The sequence below is a fragment of the Polaribacter litoreus genome (genome assembly GCF_054584775.1).
In genome coordinates, this window is sequence record NZ_JBTLRD010000010.1 from 121,814 (window position 1) to 139,048 (window position 17,235).

Below are 17,235 nucleotides of genomic sequence, written 5' to 3' on the forward strand. Positions count from 1 at the left end.
ATTAAGTAAGGGTGTTGTCTTTTTCGTTAGGAAAAACGAGTTTTGGTTTAAACGTTTTGGCTTGTTCTAGTTCCATAAAAGCATACACAATTAGAATTAAAACATCACCTACAGCAACTAATCTAGAAGCTGCACCATTTAGGGTAATTTCTCCACTTTTTCGTGGGCCAGGAATTGCATAAGTTTCTAAACGATTTCCGTTATTATTATTAACAATCTGCACACGTTCTCCTTCTATAATACCTGCAGCATCCATTAAATCTTCATCAATGGTAATGCTTCCTATATAATTTAAATCTGCACCTGTAACTTTTACACGGTGGATTTTAGATTTTACTACTTGTACTAACATGTTGCAAAAATACAGTTTTTTTTGGTTAATTGTTTTTTAAACGAATGTTATCAATCAATCTAATATCACCTGCAAAAACTGCGATAAACGCTCTGTATTTTTTGCCAGATTCTTTGTTTTTTATAGTTTTTAACGTTTTTTCTTCAGCAATGGTAAAATACTCTAAAGCCAATTCATCTTGATTTTCGAATTGATTTTCTACCCAGGCTATAACCTTGCTAGCACTTTCTTTTTTAAATTTCTTTTTTGCTTTTTTTAGCGTTTCATATATAAACGGGGCAGCTTTTCTTTGGTTGTCTGTTAGTCTGGCGTTTCTAGAACTCATTGCTAAACCATCTTCTTCTCTAAAAATTTTACAGCCTTTTATTTTAACATGAATTCTGTTTTTTTTCACCATTTTTTTGATGATTTGTAGCTGCTGAAAGTCTTTTTTACCAAAATAAGCTCTGTCCGGTTCTATAATTTCGAAGAGTGTTTTTACAATAGTGCCTACACCATTAAAATGCCCATCTCTAAATTTACCTTCCATCTCATGCTCTAATCCGTCGAAATCGAATTTTTGAGAAATAATGTTTTTGTCGTAAATTTCTTCTACAGTTGGATGAAAAAGAACATCGCAAGAAACACCCAATAAAAGATTTGTGTCGTTGTCTAATGTTTTAGGGTATTTTGCTAAATCTTCTTTATTGTTGAATTGCGTAGGATTAACAAAAATACTAACCACAACAAGGTCGTTTTTTTCTTTAGCTTTTTTTATTAATGATAAATGACCTTGATGTAAAGCGCCCATAGTAGGTACAAAACCAATGGTTTTATTTTGAGCTTTTAGCTTAGACAGGTAAACTTTTATAGATTGCTTTTCAGTAAAAATGTTCATGGTAAAAGGCTGTATAACGGATGCAAACTTACCAATTTAACACCATATTAGCATAAAAATTTGTACTTTTGCATTTTTATAAAAGAGTTTGATTTAATGAAGGACAAGAGAATTTTATTCGTATCATCAGAAGTTGTTCCCTACTTACCAGAAACAGAACTTTCTTCCACAGCATTTACTTCCGCTAAAAATGCACATTCAAAAGGAGTTCAAACCCGTATTTTTATGCCAAGATTTGGTGTTATTAACGAAAGAAGGCATCAGTTGCATGAGGTTATTCGGTTATCTGGGATGAATTTAGTAGTCAATGATGTAGATATGCCATTAATCATAAAAGTTGCATCTATACCTAAAGAAAGAATGCAAGTATATTTTATTGATAATGAAGAGTATTTTAAGAGAAAAGCAGTTTTTACAGATGAAGATGATCAGCTGTTTCCAGACAATGATGAAAGAGCTATTTTCTTTGCAAAAGGTGTTGTAGAAACTGTAAAAAAATTAAACTGGGCTCCAGATATAATTCATATTCATGGTTGGATGGCTTCTTTATTACCACTTTATTTAAGAGAATTTTATAAAGAAGAGCCATTGTTTACTGAAAGTAAAATTGTTACTTCGCTTTATAATAGTGGTTTTAAAGGTAATTTAAGTACAGATATGGCTGATAAAGTAAAATTTGATCTTAATGCATCCGATAAAATAGCTACGATAACTGCACCAAGTCATATTAATATTTTGAAAAGTGCAATCGAAAATTCTGATGCAATAATTCATGGTAGTGAAACTATTGATGAAGAATTAAGTTCTTTTATTGAAGAACAAGAAATGCCTGTTTTAGAATATCAATCAGAGCATTTAAAGGAATCTTATTTGAATTTTTATGCTGATTTAATGGCAGCAGAGTAATTGTTTATTGAAAGTGAAAAAAAATATCAATCGAAGCCTATATTTAGGTGTTTTTATATGCCTATCAATGGCAATCTTATCTTGTGAAGAAGACTTTACAAACATAGATTCTAGCGTATTAACCAATACAAAGTTTACCTCAAATTCTCTATTGGTAGATATTACTGCTGAAAATAGTCCTTTAGAAAGGGTTCAATCAGATAATATTTCAAGACGATTGGGGCAATATCTCTTGGGTGTTTACGCAAATTCTGATTATGAAAAGCTAGAAGCATCTATTGTTTCTCAAGTGGCCATTACTGCAGGCTTGCAGCTTGTTGATGATGATGATATAACAGATACAACAGATGTAATTAGTTCTATAGATACTGTATTTTTAAAGCTGCCTTATCAAGCAACTTTGCAAGACAACTTATCATCTGGTCCTGATTTTAAATTAGATTCAATTTTTGGAGATAAAACTAAAGCATTTACCTTAAATTTATACAGATCTGATACTTATATGAATGTATATAATCCAGAAGATCCATCAAAAATAAACCGTTTTTATTCAGATGATGTTTTTCAAAAAACATCAGATAGATTAAATGCAGAATTAGACTTTCAATTCATACCAAAAGATACAATTATAGGAGATAATACCATACCTACAGATACAGTATTTTATGTAAAAAGAAGAACAGATAAAAACACCCTTATTAAAACGGATACAATAACGTATAATTCTTCGTTAGGCATACCGCAGCCTTTTGCAAGAATTCCTTTAAATGAAAATCTAATAAAAGAACTTTTTTTAGACAAATATGAATCTTCAGAATTTTCATCACAAGAAGCTTTTAATAATTATTTTAGAGGGCTTATTATAGAAGCCACAGGAGAAGATGGTGCTCTTTATTCTTTTAATTTTAATTCTACTTCGGCTGATTTAAATCCTTCTATAGAAGTGTTTTACACAAACACTGTATATAGTAAAGGAACAAATGACACTATTAAAACAGTTAAGAACAACAATTCCTTTCCTTTATCAGGTTTTAGAGTAAATACGTTTACTATGGATGATAAAATATACCCTGATAATGATGAAATTATTGTTCAAGGAACTGCAGGTAGTGAAGGTGCAATTACATTATTTGATGAAGCTAAAATGCAAGAGTTAAGAGATAGAAACCTATTAATTAATGATGCTTCTTTAACATTTTATATCAATCAATCTGCAGATACAAGTCATGTTCCTGATAGATTATACCTCTATCAAGATAATACAGCCGTTAATGCAGGTTTTGGACAAATTAAAGATAGTTATAGAGAACAACTCTTTTTTGGGGGTGAGTTGCAAAGAGATGCAAATGGAACAATAGAAAAATACACGTTTAGAATTACTAAGCATGTATCAGATTTATTAAGTGGTAAAACAAATTACTCACCAACTTTTAAGCTAAAAGCTTTTAATATTACAGATTTTCCAAGTTCTATACCCTTACCAAACACAGTAAGTGCAACAGATACAATTTTTAATAATTTTAGTTGGAATCCTAAAGCTGTAACGCTTTTTAATAGTTCAACTGCAAATACAGCAAAAAAAGCAGTTTTAAAAATATCATATTCAGAAGAGAATAACTAACTTCACACCACAAAACAAATATTATGTGCGGAATATCAGCCTATATTGGTTATAGAGAAGCTTATCCAATTGTAATTAATGGTTTAAAAAGACTAGAATATAGAGGTTACGACAGTGCAGGTGTTATGATTTATGATGGCAAGAATATGCACCTCACCAAAACTAAAGGAAAAGTTTCTGATCTAGAGGTAATTACAGATAAGGATGAAAAAAGAAAAGTTGGCAAAATTGGTATGGGCCATACACGTTGGGCAACACATGGTGTGCCTAACAACATAAATTCTCATCCTCATACATCTAATTCTGGTAATTTAGTAATAGTACATAATGGTATTATAGAAAATTACGATACTATAAAAACAGAGCTTATTTCTAGAGGATATACTTTTAAAAGTGATACGGATACAGAAGTTCTTATAAACCTTATAGAGGAGGTAAAAGAAACAGAAGGCTGTAAATTAGGGCATGCTGTTCAATTGGCTTTAACAAATGTAGTAGGTGCGTATGCGATTGCAGTGTTCGATAAAAACAGACCTAATGAAATTATTGTGGCACGTTTAGGAAGCCCAATAGCTATTGGAGTTGGTAAAGATGAAAAAGAATTTTTTATAGCCTCAGATGCATCACCTTTTGTAGAATATACAAAAAATGCTATTTACTTAGATGATGAAGAAATGGCAATAATAAAACTAAGTAAAGGGGTAAAGGTACATAAAATTATCGATGACTCTATGGTTGAGCCAACAATTCAGAGCCTTCAAATGAGCTTAGATCAGATAGAAAAAGGAGGTTACGACCATTTTATGCTAAAGGAAATTCATGAGCAACCCAAGGCCATAACAGATACGTTTAGAGGAAGAATGTTACCACAAGACAATCTCATAAAAATGTCTAGTGTTGAAGATCATTTAGATAAATTTTTAAACGCAAATAGAATTATTATTGTTGCTTGTGGTACATCTTGGCACGCAGGTTTAGTGGGCGAGTATCTTTTCGAAGAAATGGCAAGAATACCAGTTGAGGTTGAATATGCATCAGAATTTAGATATAGAAACCCTATAATTACTAATAAAGATGTAGTAATTGCAATTTCTCAGTCTGGTGAAACAGCAGATACCTTAGCAGCCATTAAATTGGCAAAATCTAAAGGAGCTTTTGTTTTTGGTATATGTAATGTTGTAGGATCGTCAATTGCAAGAGAAACCCATTCAGGATCTTATACACATGCAGGCCCAGAGATTGGTGTTGCATCTACTAAAGCATTTACAACGCAAATTACAGTATTAATTTTAATGGCTTTAAAATTAGGAAGAGCCAATAAATCTTTAGCAGATCATACTTTTGAAAATTATATTCATAAAATGCAATTGATACCTAGGCAGGTAGAAAAGCTTTTAGATATAGATGAACACGTAAAAAATATTGCCTCCGTATATAAAGATGCATCAAATTGCTTGTATTTAGGAAGAGGGTTTAATTTTCCTGTAGCCTTAGAAGGTGCCTTGAAGTTGAAAGAAATTTCTTACATCCATGCAGAAGGATATCCTGCAGCAGAAATGAAACATGGGCCTATTGCATTAATTGATGAAAATATGCCAATTTTTGTAATTGCAACAAACAAAGGACATTATGAAAAAGTGGTTAGCAATATTCAAGAAATTAAGTCTAGGGCTGGAAAAATTATAGCTATTGTTACTGAAGGAGATACTCAAGTAAAAGCAATTGCAGATCATATTATAGAAATACCAGACACAGAAGAAGCTTTAACCCCATTGTTAACTACAATTCCTCTTCAGTTACTTTCTTATCATATAGCTGTATTGTTGGGTAAAAATGTAGATCAACCAAGAAATTTAGCAAAATCTGTTACTGTAGAGTAACAATTTTCTTATATAAATCTAAAAAGTTTAGCTTACATAAGCTAAACTTTTTAGATTCAACATATAGATTATTATCACATAACAACCTCAAAAGTAACAGGTATACTATAGGTAACTCCTACAGCTATGCCATGTTGTTTACCAGGTGTCATTTTAGGTAAAGATTTTGTTACCTGTACAACCTCTTCTTCTAAAGTTGGGTGTGGGCCTCTTGCTCTTACATTGGTTATGTTGCCAGTTTTATCTACTGTAAAAACAACATAAATACTTTTTTTTCCAGAACTTAAGCCAAGTTCGCTACCTAAATTAGCATTAAAGTTTTTTCCAAAGTGTCTAGCAACTTTTTTTGTGAAGCATTTTTTTAATTGCTCATTACTACCTTTACAGCCAGGATATACAGGTACATTTTGAATCATCATAAAAGGTACATCTTCTACAATCGTTTCTTCTTCTGCAACTTCAACAATATCATCTGTAGTAACAACGGCATCAGTAATTGCTTCGTTTTCATCGGTCTCTGTAGATTCTATTATGGTTTCTGGAACCTCAACATCATCTTTTACCACTTCTAACTTTTCTATTGATGGAGGTGGTGGAGTTTTTACTTGAGTAGGTTTAATTTTTATGACTTTAACAATAGGAATATCTTCTGTCATTTCTGCTACTAAAACAACAGTTTCTAATTCGCCATATGTTTTTTCGTAAGTTTTATGTTCTATAAAAACATGAACGATAAACAATGTAAGAACAATACCTATTTGGAAGAAAATTTTACTAAAATTTTCGAGCTGGAGACGAGGGTTTTTTTTGATTTCCATCTTATAATCCTTTTAAAATTTATAACATATTTGTGTCAGAAATTATGGAATTCTTAATAATTCGATTTCTGGTTATAAAATTATAAATAAAATAGGGTTTAAAATATGATTTCCGTCATAATTTATCATGAACTTTGGTATGGTTTCCATCATTCCAAAGCGTTAAAATATCTGTGGCTACAGAGGCGCCACTGCCAGCCGCAATTGCAAATTGACTTCTATGTCCGGCTATTGTACCACAACAATATAATCCTTTTTCAATAAAATGATCTTTGTTTTTAAGTTGAATTCTGTTTTTAGCTAGATTTGTTTTTTGGTGAGGAATTAAATATTCATCTAAACCTTGTATCGTAAAAGGTTTAGAATAATTTAAGGCAAGTATTACAATTTTAGATTGATATACATTGTTGTTTGTTTTTACTAAAAATGTTTCACTAAATTTATCAATAGCAACTACTTTTTCTTTTTTAATTTGATGAATATCAGGATATAAGGTAGATAGTTGTAATTTACCATCATTTAAAATATCTTTACCTAGGGTTTTGGCAGATAATCCTAAAACATTATTAAAAAGCGCATTTTCTAAATGTGAAGCTTTTTGATGCAAAACAATTCCGATGTTTTTATTAGCAGCAAAGGGTTTATTTTTAGCCGAGCCTAAAACCAATGCACATTGCATTCCTGCCACACCACCACCAATAATTAAACAATCAAAAACCATTTTAAACAAATAACATTTTTATATTTTGAGCAAATAACTTTACAGAAATAGCCAATAAAATTACTCCAAAAACTTTGCGGATTATTTGAATACCAGCAGCACCCAACAAGCGTTCAATTTTAGAAGAAGTTTTAAGTACAAGATATAAAAAAATGATGTTTAAAATAACAGCAACAATAATATTTTGTATGGCAAATTCTGCTCTTAAAGATAATAACGTAGTTAAACTTCCTGGGCCAGCAATTAGAGGAAAAGCTATAGGAAATACAGCCGCCGTTAATGAGGCATTAGAATCACTATCATCTTTATACAATGTAATTCCTAAAACCATTTCTAAAGCTATAAAAAACAGTACAAAAGAACCTGCTACAGCAAAAGAATTTACATCAATACCAATTAGGCTAAGTAAACTTTGCCCTACAAATAGAAAAAGAACCATAATAAAACCTGCAATTAAAGAGGCTTTTTCAGACTGTATGTGTCCAACCTTTTTGCGTAAATCTATGATTATTGGAATGTTTCCTATAATATCTATAACCGCAAATAATACCATAAAAGCAGTTAATATTTCTTTGAAGTCTAAAACCATTTTTATTTTTTAATTTTTTGCAAAAGTAGTTAACTATTTTTACGAAAATCAAAAAAAATCAGAAATAAATATTCTTATTTTTGCGGTATGTTTCAATTAGGAAAAACCATAGTTTCAGAAGATATTATAGAGAAAGATTTTGTCTGTAATTTGTCGGCTTGTAAGGGGGCTTGTTGTATTGATGGTGAAGCAGGAGCGCCTCTAGAAAAAGAAGAAACCAAGATTTTAGAAGAAATTTATCCAAAGGTAAAACCTTATTTAAGAAAAAAAGGGATAGAAGCTATAGAAAAACAGGGAACTTGGATTACGAACGAATGGGGAGAATTAGAAACCCCTTTAATTAAAGGAGCAGATTGTGCCTATGTTATTTTTGATGAAAAAAACACAGCGCTTTGTGGTATTGAAGAGGCCTATAATCAAGGAGAAATAGGTTGGAAAAAGCCAATTTCTTGTCATTTATATCCTATACGTGTTAAAGATTATAGTGAGTTTTCTGCCATAAATTACCATAAATGGGACATTTGTGATGATGCATGTTCTTTAGGTAAAGAATTACAAGTACCTGTTTATAAGTTTGTAAAACAAGCTTTAATCCGAAAATTTGGAGAAGATTGGTATGCTGAATTAGAAAAGGTTGCAGCAAAATATACACCATAGTTGTTTAGTGAAATTTTGTATTAGCAAATTAATTACAGAAATCTTTATTGGTTTTAAAAGATACCTTAATTCGTGTTTTACAACGTTTCGTTGATAAGCTGCGAAATACTTTTTTATGTAACTTGTATAAAATAGCGGTAGTTTATTAAAACTTATGTATGTAAAAGTTTACTAGTAACTTTTATTTTAGTGGAAATTTTATCACCACTTTTGTGCCTGTTACTTTTTCAGTATTTTGCAAATCTTTATAAGTAATTGAACAATTGTTTTTAAAGTTTTTTACCAAATTATAAAGCCTTGCTTCACTTAAATTAATGCCCGAATATTTTTGATTTATAGGTTTATTAGACGTGATTTTAGAAGAAGTTTTACTTCTAATTCCGTTATCTTTAATACAAATTTTTAGGCAATTTTTATTTTTTTTACGAATAGATAAAACAATTCTTTTGTTATTTTTTTTAGAAGACAATCTATTCCAAATAGCATGTTCTAAAAAAGGCTGCAAGAAAAATGGAGGTACTTTTATTGTGTTTAGGTTTAATGCTTCATCTGCAGAAACAGTAAAGTCGATTTTATCATAAAAACAACTATTTTCTATGCTCATATATAAATGCATCGTTTCTAACTCTTCTTGTAAGCTAATTTGTTTTGTAGTAGATGCTTCTAAAATTTTATGAATTAGGCTAGAAAGTTTATTTAAATAAAGCTTGGCAGTTTCAACTTTATTAAGAATAATAAATTGCTTTATAGAATTTATGGCATTAATAATAAAATTCGGATTCATTTTACCTAATAAACTCACAAATTGTAATTGATGTATTTCTGATTCGAATATAGTATCAATTTCGTCAGTTGTATAAAGCGCTCCTTTTTTAGAAAATTTTGTATTCAATTTTTCTTTTAAAACAGCATTTTTTTGAAGCTCAGAAATTAAAAGTGAGTTGCAATCGTTTGGTTCTTTACCATATAAATAGTATTTGTATCCTAACCCAATAGAGAGTGTTATTGCTTTTAAGAGTACACCAATTTTAAAGAAATCAATTGGAGTTATAGTTGTAAAAGGGTAAGTTTTTAGATTAGAAAAACACAATGGTATTATTGAAAAACCAAGTAAAAAACACAATCCAAATACAAAAAACACATTCATTTTATCGTTATGATGGTATATGGTTTTCAACAAAAATGAAATGATTGTTAAAGATATTGGTACAAAAATAAAGACAAAAAAACGATCTATGTAAACGCCATCAAACAAGAAAAAATCAACAAGAAAAAAGAAAGTAGAAATTATGGTAGTTATTAAAATAAAGAGCATAATTTGTACTGCTAAATTGATGTTTTTTTCTTTTAAACTTAAAAAGTGAATTGAAAACCAGCAGTACAGCATCCAATACCAAATTTGAATGATGTAGTTGAAGGTGTTAAAAAATGATTCGAATTTTTCGGTGATAAAAGTAGAAGTAAAATTCTGTGTTTTAGGAATTAAATACAGCATAACTAAACCTAAATAGCAGGCATAAATTGCAAAGCTTTTATCTTTTGTAAAAAAATAAGAAGCAGCATGATACATAATAAGAAAAAAAAGTACCCCTTGTAGCCAAGAAGAAACATCCTGAAAAAAAAGCTCCATATATTTTTAAATTATAGGAATTTTAAGGGCAACTCTTGTTCCCTTTGGTTTTTTCTCTTCATCAAGCAAATCGCTAAAAATAAGACTAAAAGGATATTGAAAATCTTTTATAAAGTTTTGTAAGCGTTCTTTTGTTAATTCTATACCAATAGATTTTCTGTTGATAATTTTTTTCGATTTAATTTTTGCAGAGGCAGTTCTACCAATACCATTGTCTTCTATTTCAATTAGAATGAATTCTTTTGAAGGTTGAGATACAGACAAGACTATTTTTTTATTGCCTTTTTTAGAAGATAATCCGTGCCACAAAGCATTTTCTAGAAAAGGTTGTAGCACTAAAGGAGGCACTTTAATGTGTGTTAAATCTAAATGTTTATCAACTTCAATGGCATAATTAATTTCATTAGAAAATCGAATATTTTCAATGTTCATGTACAAATCCATAGTTTCTAACTCTTCTTGTAAAGAAACTTCTTTTAGTTTAGAGCATTCTAAAATTTTACGAACCAGTTTAGAAAACTTATTTAAGTAGCGAACGGCATTTTTTTGCTCATTATTAATAATATAATGCTTAATAGAATTTAGAGCATTAAAAATAAAATGTGGGTTCATTTGCGTTCTTAAAACGTCTTGTTCTAAGGTTAAAATGCGCTTTTGTTTTTGTAATAAACGTTGCCTGTATAAAAAGTATAAAACAGCAATAATTAACAAAAAGGTTACAATAATAATAATCCAAATATTTCTGTTTTTTACCAATTGCAATTGGGCAATTTCATTTTGTTTGGCTAAGTTTTTTATCTCATTATTTTTGCGCTCGCTATCGTATTTGATAATAAGATCGTTTACATATTGCGTGTTTCTTTCGTTAGAAATTTTATTTTCAAATTCGTAAGATAGTTTGTGAAATTCTAGTGCTTTCTTATACTGTTTTTTTTGTTGATATAATTCAGATAAGTAACTGTAAGCATAAGATTGTTCTAACGCAAAATTATATTTTTTAGCAATGGTTAAGCCTAAATTTATATTTTTTTCTGCCTTTAAAAATTGATTTAGTTTGCTTTGTGCCCAACCTAAATTTAAGTAGTAGTCAGACAACATTTCTTTATTGCCTAGTTTTTTTACCGCATCAAAATTAGTAGTAATTAATGAAATTGCTTCTTTAGGTTTGTTTTGTTTTATGTAAATATTGGCAATACTACCATTACAAATAACCTTACCAAAACTATTATTTATTTTATTGTTTATGGCCAAAGATTTTAGAAAATACGTTAAGGCTTCGTCTGTTTTTCCTTGAGCATCTTTTGCATATCCAATGTTTTGATAGTTAATGGCTAAACCTAATTCATTACCAATACTACGTTCTAATTTTTGCGATTTTTTAAAACGTTCAATAGCCAAATCGTATTGTTTTAGTAGTAGGTAAATATTACCCATACTATTTAAAGAAACAGCAATACTTCTTTGCAATCCAAGACTTGGGTTTTCTACAGTTTCAGCTAATTTTAGTGCTTCATAATTGTAATCTAAAGCAGTTCTGTTGGCATCCATTTTACGGTAATCTACGCCTAACATATTTAAGCTAAATACTTCAAATTCTATACTTTTCGCATTTTTAGCTGTTTTTAAAGCTAAGGTATGTGTAGTGATGGCTTGGTTAAATAAAGAATAGTTTCTGTATTGAATACCTAACAAATTCTCAACATAAGTTTTACCATCTAAATAATTCGCTTCCTTAAATTTTTGTGCCAGTATTTTTAATTTGGTTGTATCTCTTCTAAAAGGTTTTAAATAGTTGTTTATACCTTTATAAGTAACGGGTTTTTCTTTTAGTATATTACTTATTTGTGCAGTAAAATCTGGAGTTTTCTTTTGCCCATTTGTATGGAAAAAGAAAAAGCCTAAAACAAAAAACAACCATAATTTTTGCATAGAGATTCAATTTATAATTTTTCTAAAAATTCAGATTTTCTTTGTCTAGCAACAGGTACCTTTGCACCACTTTCTAAAATAACATAACCATCAGACTTTAAGAACTCTTTAATAGTATCTAAATTAATGATGTAAGAATTATGTATTCTAAAAAAATGATCTTTAGGTAATAATTCGTTTATTTCTTTTAGTTTTTTAGTAACTACAATTTTTTTATTTTTAGATAAATGCAAGGTTGAATAATTACCATCAGACTCTACATAATAAATATCTTTTGGTTCTAAAAAAACCAATTTACCATCTGTATTTATAGTAATTTTTTTATGATGAAGTTTGTTGTTAAACTTTAACAACATGTCTTCAAATTTATCGGCATTAAAACCCTTAGTATTGTGTTTTTTTATTTTTCTTATGGCTTCTGTAAGATCATCTGAATCAATGGGTTTTAACAAATAGTCAATAGCTTCTTTTTTTAAAGCTGTAATGGCATATTCATTATAGGCTGTTGTAATAACTACGGCAAAATTTTTAGTTTCTAATTGCTCTAAAAACTGAAAGCCATCCATAGTTGGCATCTCAATATCTAAAAATAAGCAATCTATTTTAGTTGATTTTAAATAGCGTATTGCTTCTTCAGGCTCTGTAAAAGTAGCCATAACTTCAATTTCGTCATTAAAGTTAGAAAGTTCCCAAGCCAAACCTTGTATAGCTTTAGGCTCATCATCAATAATTACAGCTCTAATCATTCTTATCAATTTTCTCAAAGTTAAAATTTATTTTTTAATTTATTTTTAACGATGTACAAATTGTATGGTATTGAATACAACTAGTATTTAATAGTTTATAAGTGGTTAAAATACGGTAAGTAATTTTGCAACTTTATTTTAAAGTGGATGCAACAGAAAAAACATCAATTATAAATTGCTCCATAAATATGATTACAAATAAAAACTCTTACTCTTTAAGTAGTATTTAGCTAAATATCTGAAGAACTGTTTTTTGGCACGTTATTTGGTTTAACAAACCTTTAACAACTTAAAATTTTCTAATTATGAAAAACCTAAAAAAACTACCAACCAAACAATTAGAAAAGTTCTCAACCATTTTTACTCAGTTAGGACTTGTATTAGTACTCTTTATCGTTTATATGGCTTTAGAGCATAAAACCGAGCAGAAAACTTTAGCTGTTTTTGAGCCAGAAGTTACAAATATTACTTATGTAGAGCCCAATACCGAAGTTCTGTTTGTAAAAGAACCCAAACTAAAACCAAAGGTTCAAGTGCATAAACAACAGTTTATACCAGATGCAGAAATTAAAAAAGGTAAAGACGATATAATAGAAACCATTATCAATATTCCTGAAGATGAGCCTGTTCAATTAAATATAGATGATGTAATTACTGAAGATGAGCCTATAGATGACAATATACCAGATACTGTACCTTTTCTTTTAATAGAAAATGCCCCTGTTTTTAAAGGATGTGAGGCTTTATCAAAAGAAGAAAATAAAAAATGTTTCGATAAAAAAATGATGCAATTTGTACAGCGTAATTTTGATATAAATTTAGCCAATGAGCTGGGTTTACGTGCTGGAAAACATAAAATTTTCACACAATTTATTATTGATGATAATGGCAATGTTGTAGATATTAAAATTAATGCACCGCATGTAAAACTAAAAAATGAGACACAGCAATTGATAGAGAAGCTTCCTAAATTTACACCAGGTAAACAAAGAAATAAAGCTGTTAAAGTAAAATACGCATTACCGATAACATTTCGAGTAGAGTAAATATCACTTGTTAATAAAATTTTAAGCTCAACTTATCAGTTGAGTTTTTTGTTTTACATTTGTTTAACAAAATAGGCTCTCCAAAACAAGCACCCAATTTACATATGGATTATTTTGCACACGAAACAGCTGTTATAGATGATAACTGTAAGATAGGAAAAGGTACTAAAATATGGCACTTTAGTCATATTATGTCTAATTGTATAATTGGGCAACGTTGTAACCTTGGTCAAAATGTAGTGATCTCTCCCCATGTTGTTTTAGGACAAAATGTTAAAGTACAAAATAATGTATCAATTTATACAGGAGTTACTTGCGAAGACGATGTTTTTTTAGGCCCATCTATGGTTTTTACTAATGTAATTAACCCAAGAAGTGCCATTATTAGAAGAAATAAATACTTAAAAACCATTGTAAAAAAAGGGGCTAGCATAGGCGCAAATGCAACTATTATCTGTGGCATTACCATTGGCGAATATGCGTTGATAGGTGCAGGTTCTGTAGTTACAAAAGAGGTTTTGCCTTATGCGTTGGTTGTAGGGAATCCATCAAAACAAATAGGTTGGGTTAGTGAGTATGGCCATACTTTAGTTTTTAATGAAGATGGTTATGCTAAGTGTAAAGAAAGCAAAAAATACTACAAAATGGTAAATGGTAGGGTAGAGAAGTTGTAAAGTACCTAAAATTCTAAAGGTTTATCAGACAGAATAACATCACTAACTTTTTAAAAAAATTCAACAACTACTTTTTTTTGGTGATAAATATTTCGTTTTATGTTGTGTAAGAAACAGCCAGTTTCAATTTGTGTTTAAATAGTGCGATATTAAAAGGATATTGAAATAATAATTTTTTAATTTCGAAAATAATTTTTAGTCCTCCCATAAATGAATAACAGTTACCCAAAAGTTAACTACGATTTCAAGTTTCAAACATCTACTTTTAAGATATTAAAAATAGAAGACCTATTTATGTCTGAAAATAGCGATGTATTTGTAAGAAACCATAAAGTAAACTTTTATACAATAATGGTTATTACGAATGATGTTGGCAGGCATTCAATAGACTATAAAGATTTTTATTACAGCAAAGGCACAGTTTTAGCCATAAGAAAAGATCAAATTCATCGTTTTTATAGTAATAAAAATGTAAAAGGTTATTTGTTACTTTTTAAAGAAGAATTTTTAAATAGTTACTTAAATGAACATCAAGTTGCTATGACAATTCAAATGTTTAACGAGTGGATAATTTCTCCAAAAACTCAACTAAACACCACCGAATACGTAAAATTTTTACAATTGTTAATTCAAATTGAAAAAGAGTTTACAAATATTTCAGATGATTATTCTTTAAAAATTATTAGAAGCCAGCTACATGTTTTAATTACGTTAATACATAGAGCAAAATCTAAAGGCTACAACAAAGTGCAACTTAGTGGCTATTTAAAAGAGTTTATAAAGTTTCAAAGCTTATTAGAAAAAAATTATTCAAATAGTAAAAAAGTACATTTTTATGCAGATAAGTTGGGTTTTTCATCTAAAAAATTAAATATCGTTGTAAAATTTATTGCAAATAAATCTGCAAAAGTATTTATAGATGACCTAGTAATAATTAAGGCAAAAAAATATCTTTTACATTCTAATTTATCAATTAAAGAGGTTTCTTATAAGATAGGCTTTAAAGACCCTGCAAACTTATGTAAGTATTTTAAGAAGCACACACAATTTACACCAGAGGCTTATAGAAAAAGGTATAAGGTGTAAGAATATTCCCATTTTTACAATGTAAAAGCTAAAAACGACACCTTTGCAATAAAAATTCCTATTAAATTTGTTAATAAGAGAAAACAATAAATTATGTCCCCCAACTTTTTAATTGAAATAAAAAAAGATTTTTTTTAAAAGGTTCATAATTTTATCACCCTTATTTTTAAAATTTGGGTGATTTTTTTTAAAAAATGATATAACTTCATAAAGCTATTTTTCAATTTTAAAACTAACGCTACTATTTTTAGCAATTTTAGAATGATGATTTATAAATAATGGCTTATTATCAAACGATACTTCAATCAACCAAAAAGAACCTTTAAAATACGATTTAATTACAGTTGCAGAAAAGTTAGAGTGCTCAACAATTTTAATTTGATGAGGGTATAATAATAATTTTTTATTATCAATTTTCAGTTCATTTACATCGTCAAAAAGTGCAGCAACATATTTTTCTTTTGGATTTTTATAAATTTCTTTAGGATTATTATTGTCTAAAATTATGTTGTTTTTAATGATGATTAAATGATCTGCAAAAGAAAGCGCATCATTTTTATCGTGTGTTGCTACTATACAAGCAATTTCTTTTTCTTTTAAATACCCAAATAAATTACGTCTTAATGTGTTTTTTTTAAAATTGTCTATTTGTCCAAAGGGTTCGTCTAATAAAAGTAATTTAGGTTCTTTAGCCAAAGCTCTAGCAATTGCTACTCGTTGTTTTTGACCTCCACTTAAGTTTTTAACCTTTACGTTTTCAAAAGGTTTCATCTCAATAATTTCTAATAACTCCTGTGTGCGTTGCTCACTCTCTTCCGGATAAAAACGAGACAAGAATTTTTTTATGTTTTCTGATACAGAAATGTAAGGCATCAAATCAAAATCTTGAGCTACATATTTAAACTTTTCAAAACCGGGTACTAAATTAAATTTTGGCCCCAAAATCTGTTCATCATTCCAAAAAATAGATCCTTTAGGTACATCTAACAAACCATAAATGACTTTTAATAAAGTTGATTTTCCACAACCACTTTCGCCCATCACACATAAATGCTCTCCCTTTTTTAAGGTAAAATTAAAGTGTTCTAAAACCGTTTTGTGTTTAGAATACGAAAAAGAAATATGATTTACGTGAAGCATAAAATTTTATAAAAATCGGCTGTACCAACTATCTTCTATTGGGGTTTCCCAAAAGTTTTTAAAATCGTGATTATTGGTAATTAAATTATCAAAAACGATGCTTTTGCTAGTTAAAGCTTTGTTTTTTAATAATTTTTTAAAGTCTTTTAACTCTTTGTATTGTACAAACTCACCTTGTTTAAAGCAAACATTCATTTTGTCTAAAAGCTGGACATTATATTTTTCTTGTAACTCTAGAATAAAAGAAACTGAAGCATCAATATCTGTATTTGTTAATGTTGATTTTTCATCATCGGCTACCAAAACAATAAACCTATTGTATAAAAATTGATACGATGCTGTAAAGTTTTCGTCGTCCGTTTTCCATTGTTCTACAAAGGTCTTTATTGCGTTTTCAACTTCTTCAATTTCGGTTTTGTAAAACTTTCTACTTGAAGGGTATATCCATACTTTAGCATCATCAGCAATAGTTTTGTAGTCAACAAACATAATTCTGTCTTTAGTTGTACAAATATACGCAAAGAAAAACCGCAAATTAAAAAATGAGATTTTTGGTTTTTTTG

General features: G+C 29.2%; 17 protein-coding genes. 7 read left to right on the forward strand and 10 right to left on the reverse strand.

Translation table 11 applies throughout. The features are described from left to right. Window position 1: 1 nt before the first annotated feature. Together panD and panC are read right to left on the reverse strand one after the other, a co-directional pair. On the reverse strand, window positions 2–352 hold the full coding sequence (gene panD, locus ACW9UN_RS10550) for an aspartate 1-decarboxylase (protein ID WP_459486225.1): 351 nt from the start codon (window positions 350–352) through the stop codon (window positions 2–4). A gap of 25 nt (window positions 353–377) precedes the next feature. Further along, window positions 378–1,229, reverse strand: coding sequence for a pantoate--beta-alanine ligase (panC, locus tag ACW9UN_RS10555; protein ID WP_459486226.1), 852 nt, complete (start codon window positions 1,227–1,229; stop codon window positions 378–380). A gap of 96 nt (window positions 1,230–1,325) precedes the next feature. Here panC and ACW9UN_RS10560 point away from each other — a divergent pair, with 96 nt between their 5' ends. The 3 genes from ACW9UN_RS10560 (at window position 1,326) to glmS (ending at window position 5,636) form a co-directional block, all read left to right on the forward strand. Beyond that, complete coding sequence (locus ACW9UN_RS10560; RefSeq protein WP_459486227.1) at window positions 1,326–2,135, forward strand: glycogen/starch synthase; 810 nt, start codon at window positions 1,326–1,328, stop codon at window positions 2,133–2,135. Between the two features lie 67 nt (window positions 2,136–2,202). Then, entirely contained in the window at window positions 2,203–3,756 is a 1,554-nt protein-coding gene (locus tag ACW9UN_RS10565; RefSeq protein WP_459486228.1) for a DUF4270 domain-containing protein, read from the forward strand. A gap of 23 nt (window positions 3,757–3,779) precedes the next feature. After that, entirely contained in the window at window positions 3,780–5,636 is a 1,857-nt protein-coding gene (glmS, locus tag ACW9UN_RS10570) for a glutamine--fructose-6-phosphate transaminase (isomerizing) (protein ID WP_459486229.1), read from the forward strand. A gap of 74 nt (window positions 5,637–5,710) precedes the next feature. Here glmS and ACW9UN_RS10575 read toward each other — a convergent pair whose 3' ends face one another. The 3 genes from ACW9UN_RS10575 to ACW9UN_RS10585 all read right to left on the reverse strand — a co-directional run bounded on the left by ACW9UN_RS10575 (window position 5,711) and on the right by ACW9UN_RS10585 (window position 7,764). Next, on the reverse strand, window positions 5,711–6,454 hold the full coding sequence (locus tag ACW9UN_RS10575; protein WP_459486230.1) for an energy transducer TonB: 744 nt from the start codon (window positions 6,452–6,454) through the stop codon (window positions 5,711–5,713). Window positions 6,455–6,569: 115 nt separating this feature from the next. Further along, window positions 6,570–7,175: an FAD-dependent oxidoreductase gene (locus tag ACW9UN_RS10580; protein ID WP_459486231.1), complete on the reverse strand. Its 606-nt coding sequence runs from the start codon at window positions 7,173–7,175 to the stop codon at window positions 6,570–6,572. A 1-nt stretch (window position 7,176) separates the two neighbouring features. Further along, window positions 7,177–7,764 carry a MarC family protein gene (locus tag ACW9UN_RS10585; RefSeq protein ID WP_459486232.1) on the reverse strand — a complete coding sequence of 196 codons (588 nt, stop codon included), beginning with the start codon at window positions 7,762–7,764 and terminating at the stop codon, window positions 7,177–7,179. Window positions 7,765–7,851: 87 nt separating this feature from the next. Between ACW9UN_RS10585 and ACW9UN_RS10590 the strand changes: the two genes are divergently transcribed. Next, window positions 7,852–8,421 carry a DUF3109 family protein gene (locus ACW9UN_RS10590; RefSeq protein ID WP_459486233.1) on the forward strand — a complete coding sequence of 190 codons (570 nt, stop codon included), beginning with the start codon at window positions 7,852–7,854 and terminating at the stop codon, window positions 8,419–8,421. A gap of 181 nt (window positions 8,422–8,602) precedes the next feature. On the opposite strand, the gene ACW9UN_RS10595 is transcribed toward ACW9UN_RS10590, so the two are convergent. The 3 genes from ACW9UN_RS10595 to ACW9UN_RS10605 are packed head-to-tail and all read right to left on the reverse strand — an operon-like array spanning window position 8,603 to window position 12,726. Next, window positions 8,603–10,051 carry a sensor histidine kinase gene (locus tag ACW9UN_RS10595; RefSeq protein WP_459486234.1) on the reverse strand — a complete coding sequence of 483 codons (1,449 nt, stop codon included), beginning with the start codon at window positions 10,049–10,051 and terminating at the stop codon, window positions 8,603–8,605. Between the two features lie 6 nt (window positions 10,052–10,057). Next, window positions 10,058–11,980, reverse strand: coding sequence for a tetratricopeptide repeat-containing sensor histidine kinase (locus tag ACW9UN_RS10600; protein WP_459486235.1), 1,923 nt, complete (start codon window positions 11,978–11,980; stop codon window positions 10,058–10,060). A gap of 11 nt (window positions 11,981–11,991) precedes the next feature. Then, the gene (locus ACW9UN_RS10605; protein ID WP_459486236.1) at window positions 11,992–12,726 is read right to left on the reverse strand and encodes a LytR/AlgR family response regulator transcription factor; all 735 of its coding nucleotides are present in this window, start codon (window positions 12,724–12,726) and stop codon (window positions 11,992–11,994) included. 305 nt (window positions 12,727–13,031) lie between these two features. On the opposite strand from ACW9UN_RS10605, the gene ACW9UN_RS10610 reads away from it, so the two are divergent. From ACW9UN_RS10610 to ACW9UN_RS10620, 3 genes are all read left to right on the forward strand, one after another. Next, window positions 13,032–13,772, forward strand: coding sequence for an energy transducer TonB (locus ACW9UN_RS10610; RefSeq protein WP_459486237.1), 741 nt, complete (start codon window positions 13,032–13,034; stop codon window positions 13,770–13,772). 104 nt (window positions 13,773–13,876) lie between these two features. Then, window positions 13,877–14,446, forward strand: a complete 570-nt coding sequence (locus ACW9UN_RS10615; protein ID WP_459486288.1) for an acyltransferase — start codon at window positions 13,877–13,879, stop codon at window positions 14,444–14,446. 210 nt (window positions 14,447–14,656) lie between these two features. Next, entirely contained in the window at window positions 14,657–15,532 is an 876-nt protein-coding gene (locus ACW9UN_RS10620) for an AraC family transcriptional regulator (RefSeq protein WP_459486238.1), read from the forward strand. A 213-nt stretch (window positions 15,533–15,745) separates the two neighbouring features. On the opposite strand, the gene ACW9UN_RS10625 is transcribed toward ACW9UN_RS10620, so the two are convergent. Further along, window positions 15,746–16,672: an ABC transporter ATP-binding protein gene (locus ACW9UN_RS10625; protein ID WP_459486239.1), complete on the reverse strand. Its 927-nt coding sequence runs from the start codon at window positions 16,670–16,672 to the stop codon at window positions 15,746–15,748. 6 nt (window positions 16,673–16,678) lie between these two features. Next, window positions 16,679–17,161 (reverse strand): ABC transporter ATPase, encoded by a 483-nt coding sequence (locus ACW9UN_RS10630; RefSeq protein WP_459486240.1) that lies wholly within the window; start codon window positions 17,159–17,161, stop codon window positions 16,679–16,681. Window positions 17,162–17,235 lie beyond the last annotated feature (74 nt).

Bases quoted from the DNA above. Each gene is read 5' to 3' on its own strand.
- panD (WP_459486225.1), bottom strand. From the start codon at position 352: ATGTTAGTACAAGTAGTAAAATCTAAAATCCACCGTGTAAAAGTTACA.
- panC (WP_459486226.1), bottom strand. From the start codon at position 1,229: ATGAACATTTTTACTGAAAAGCAATCTATAAAAGTTTACCTGTCTAAG.
- ACW9UN_RS10560 (WP_459486227.1), top strand. From the start codon at position 1,326: ATGAAGGACAAGAGAATTTTATTCGTATCATCAGAAGTTGTTCCCTAC.
- ACW9UN_RS10565 (WP_459486228.1), top strand. From the start codon at position 2,203: ATGGCAATCTTATCTTGTGAAGAAGACTTTACAAACATAGATTCTAGC.
- glmS (WP_459486229.1), top strand. From the start codon at position 3,780: ATGTGCGGAATATCAGCCTATATTGGTTATAGAGAAGCTTATCCAATT.
- ACW9UN_RS10575 (WP_459486230.1), bottom strand. From the start codon at position 6,454: ATGGAAATCAAAAAAAACCCTCGTCTCCAGCTCGAAAATTTTAGTAAA.
- ACW9UN_RS10580 (WP_459486231.1), bottom strand. From the start codon at position 7,175: ATGGTTTTTGATTGTTTAATTATTGGTGGTGGTGTGGCAGGAATGCAA.
- ACW9UN_RS10585 (WP_459486232.1), bottom strand. From the start codon at position 7,764: ATGGTTTTAGACTTCAAAGAAATATTAACTGCTTTTATGGTATTATTT.
- ACW9UN_RS10590 (WP_459486233.1), top strand. From the start codon at position 7,852: ATGTTTCAATTAGGAAAAACCATAGTTTCAGAAGATATTATAGAGAAA.
- ACW9UN_RS10595 (WP_459486234.1), bottom strand. From the start codon at position 10,051: ATGGAGCTTTTTTTTCAGGATGTTTCTTCTTGGCTACAAGGGGTACTT.
- ACW9UN_RS10600 (WP_459486235.1), bottom strand. From the start codon at position 11,980: ATGCAAAAATTATGGTTGTTTTTTGTTTTAGGCTTTTTCTTTTTCCAT.
- ACW9UN_RS10605 (WP_459486236.1), bottom strand. From the start codon at position 12,726: ATGATTAGAGCTGTAATTATTGATGATGAGCCTAAAGCTATACAAGGT.
- ACW9UN_RS10610 (WP_459486237.1), top strand. From the start codon at position 13,032: ATGAAAAACCTAAAAAAACTACCAACCAAACAATTAGAAAAGTTCTCA.
- ACW9UN_RS10615 (WP_459486288.1), top strand. From the start codon at position 13,877: ATGGATTATTTTGCACACGAAACAGCTGTTATAGATGATAACTGTAAG.
- ACW9UN_RS10620 (WP_459486238.1), top strand. From the start codon at position 14,657: ATGAATAACAGTTACCCAAAAGTTAACTACGATTTCAAGTTTCAAACA.
- ACW9UN_RS10625 (WP_459486239.1), bottom strand. From the start codon at position 16,672: ATGCTTCACGTAAATCATATTTCTTTTTCGTATTCTAAACACAAAACG.
- ACW9UN_RS10630 (WP_459486240.1), bottom strand. From the start codon at position 17,161: ATGTTTGTTGACTACAAAACTATTGCTGATGATGCTAAAGTATGGATA.